The following is a 3559-nucleotide window of genomic DNA, read 5'->3' as shown; positions in this document are numbered from 1 at the left end:
GACGTTTACGGGAACGTGGCGACGGACATCATCGCTTAGGTGACCTGCTGGTGTGCAGGCTTCAGCCGCCCGTTTCGCTGCGCCGCAGCGAGGGGGCGATCACCCCGACTTGCCAAGTCGCATGCCTGCCGGTCAGACTACGGACCGCGTTCGATCACACCCGCATCCACCCTCCTCGCGAATTCGCTTGCGTCATGGACGGCATCACCGAGCCCGTCGTTTTGGTCCTCGGGCATCCCATTGCCGGAAACCCGGCCCAGTTTGCCCTCGAGCGAGCCTTCGCGTCGATGGATGTCGGCTGGCGGGTCTTCTCCTGTGACGTCCCCCCGGACCGCATCGACGAAGCGATCGCGGGGGCCGAAGTGCTCGGCTTTCGCGGATTGCTGCTGGACCAAAATCTGGTCACCCGTCTGGACGAGGGGGCTGAGCGGTCCGATCTGTACTGGCGGGGAAACCCCTCGGAGAGCCGATGGCACACCGAAAACGTTCTGTCGACGTGGCTGGAAACCGAAATTCGCAAGCACTTCGAATCACTCGAAACGGAAATCGGGCCGCTGCTTTGGATCGGTACCCCCGATCCGAGTTTCCCCTCCAAGATCGCTTCGGAACAGTCACACTCTCCGATCGCCTGGGCGTCGACCGAGGCGATCGAGCACGCCCGATTGATCGCGATCGCCGAAACGGTCGACGTGTCCCAGTGGCCTCGCTGCCAGAACGCGACGCTGGTGGTGGATTTTGCCAACCCGGAAAACGACCTCGATCAAATCCGCTCGCTCGGCTACACCGTCCTCGGCCGCGAACAAGCGCGGATCGGCATCCTGCTCGAATCCATCCAGCGCTGGACGGGAAAGCAACCGATGGTCGACGTGTTGAACGAAGCGATCGAAGAGTACCTGGCGGTCTGATCTGATGACAAACCGCAACGCGACAAACAGCAATGTTCGGGCGCTCGTCCGGGCCGCACGGGAGCTTTCTGATTCGGTCGACCTGCTTTCCTTCGCCGAGCCGGTCACCCACGTCTACAATCCGCTCGCCTACGCCTGGAAATCTCACCAGGCCTATCTGGGGCAGGTCAGCGAGGACGTCAAGGTTGTCCTGTTGGGGATGAACCCGGGACCCTGGGGAATGGCCCAAACGGGAGTCCCATTCGGTGAAGTCGCCGCGGTGCGCGACTGGATGCAGATCGACGAGCCGGTCGGCAAACCCCCGATCGAACACGAAAAACGCCCGGTCGAAGGATTCCAATGCCGGCGAAGCGAAGTCAGCGGGCGTCGCTTGTGGGGCCTGTTTCAAGAGCGTTTCCAAACGCCCGACGCCTTCTTTCAAGACCACTTTGTGCTCAATTACTGCCCGCTGGTTTTCATGGAAGAATCGGCCCGCAATCGCACGCCCGACAAACTGCTGCCGGAGGAACGTGAACGGCTCACTGCGATCTGCGATGCGCACTTGCTGACCGTGATCCGCACCTTGGACCCGGATCACCTGGTCGGTGTCGGCGTCTATGCCGAAGCCTGTCTCAAGCGGGCCGTCCAGGTCGAAGGCTGCCGCGCGAAAGTGACTCGCATCCTGCACCCCAGCCCCGCCTCGCCGGCATCGAACAACGATTGGGCGGGTAAGGTGACCAAACAATTGGAAAAGGCAGGGGTCTGGTAGCCGCCGGCTGACTAGTCTTCCGCGGCACCACATCATTGACGTTCGAATCGGAGCGGAAGCCGCCAACGGTTTGTTGATTGAGTCGCTGTTCCCAATTCAACGCATCGTGTGACCCAAGGCTGAACCTGTTGCCCGGCTTTGGTTACATTACTCCCGACGTGCCTTTCTGTCCTCTTTCACCGACGATCACCGCCGAGCTGACCTTCGTGAGCCAATCCGCCAACGAATCGACCGAAACGGTCGCTGATGCCCTTCGAAACGACCCCCGTCTCGCCCAGGCCAAACGTTTGGTCGCCGAAGCGATCGGTGATCATGCCAGTGGATTGTCGGTGCGTCCCTCGGCCGAATCCTTGAAATCCACCTTCGCCGATCTGATCGACCGATTGTCGGCCGTTCGCGGCGGACCACCGATCTGGCCCTACCTGTCCTCCGGTCTCGGCCGCGGTCCCTACGTGGAACTGGCCGACGGCAGCGTCAAATTGGATTTTATTTGCGGCATCGGTGTCCATGGCGCCGGCCACAGTGACCCCGGTATGGTCGCCGCGGCGATCGATGCGGCGATCGAAGACACGGTGATGCAAGGCAACTTGCAACAGAATCCGGCCAGCGTCGTGATGATGGAAAAGCTGACGGCCTTGGCCCAGGCGTCCGGGGCGGAGCTGCCGCACTGCCTGCTGTCGACCAGCGGCGCGATGGCCAATGAAAACGCGCTGAAGATCGCGATGCATCACAAGACGCCCGCCGATCGCGTCCTGGCGTTTGACAATGCCTTTGCCGGACGCACCTTTGCGATGGCGACCCTGACCGACCGACCGAACTATCGCATGGGATTGCCGCTGACGTTCCCGGTCGACTACTTGCCCTTTCGTGATCCCGCCAATCCCGAGCGAAGCACGCGCTGGGCGGTCGATGAACTGCATCGATTGTTGAAACGTCATCCCGGACGCTATGCCGCGTTCTGGGCCGAGCCGATCGCCGGTGAAGGCGGCTATTACCCCGGCAGCCACGAGTTCTTCACCGCGCTTTGTCAGCCGCTTAAGGACGCCGGCGTGCCGATCATCTTTGATGAAGTCCAAAGCTTCTCCAGGACCAGTCGCCCCTTCGCGTTCCAGCACTACGGGCTCGACGCGTTCGCCGACATCGTCACCGTCGGAAAGATCACCCAGGTCTGCGCGACGCTGTACAGTAGCGAAATGAAACCGACCGGCCCGATCCTCAGCCAGACCTTCACCGGAGCGACCGCGTCGATCGCCACCGGGATCGAAATGCTCAATCGCCTTGAAAGCAATAATTGTTTCGGACCCTCGGGCCAGAACATGCAATTGGCGTCCTCGTTTCAAGACGCGCTCGCGAGCCTGGCAACAAAGTATCCCGATCTGGTCCGCGGCCCGTATGGCGAAGGCATGATGGTGGCGCTCACCCCCGGCGATGGCAGTTTCGACTTCGCCAAGAAGTTGATGATGCACCTGTTTGACATCGGCTTGCTGGGATTCGTCTGCGGCGGCGATCCGACACGCATCCGGTTTCTGCCGCCACCGGCAACGACGACCCAAGCACACATCGATCACGCCATCGAGCTGCTCGACCGGGGACTCGCCACGCTGCCGTAGTGCTTGGTCGCTGGGGTTTCAGCACCCGTTGGTGTCTAGCCTTGAGGCGATTCCCGGTCGCTGCGACGCAGCGAAAGTGGGCGGCTGAAGCCTGCACACCAACACGTCTACCCGTGCGATTGGTGGCCGACTCCTTGTCCTGCCTGCCCGAAAGCTTGACACGCCGAGACCAAAGGTTGTTAAACTTTTGGTCTCCTCGCTTCTGTTTCCTCTTGGCGGTGAACTTGCTTGAACGACAAGACGAAAGCTCGGCCGATGACGGTCGACGATCTGCAAGATCTGTACGGTGAATTGCG

The 3559-nt window shown here is 61.3% G+C and carries 2 protein-coding genes and 1 pseudogene; all 3 read left to right on the top strand.

Annotated elements, in window-relative coordinates:
* Nucleotides 1–905: pseudogene (locus ABX749_RS26260) on the top strand (hypothetical protein); the annotation flags it as partial.
* Between the two features lie 4 nt (nt 906–909).
* Entirely contained in the window at nt 910–1653 is a 744-nt protein-coding gene (locus tag ABX749_RS26255; protein WP_372898612.1) for a uracil-DNA glycosylase family protein, read from the top strand.
* Nucleotides 1654–1859: 206 nt separating this feature from the next.
* A complete protein-coding gene (locus tag ABX749_RS26250) occupies nt 1860–3263 on the top strand; it encodes an aminotransferase class III-fold pyridoxal phosphate-dependent enzyme (protein ID WP_372898613.1) in 1404 nt (467 codons plus the stop codon).
* Nucleotides 3264–3559 lie beyond the last annotated feature (296 nt).

The organism is Stieleria sp. (genome assembly GCF_041595215.1).
Lineage (GTDB): Bacteria > Planctomycetota > Planctomycetia > Pirellulales > Pirellulaceae > Stieleria > Stieleria magnilauensis.
Note: the sequence above shows the minus strand (reverse complement) of the source record. Positions and strands in the feature narration are given on the sequence as shown.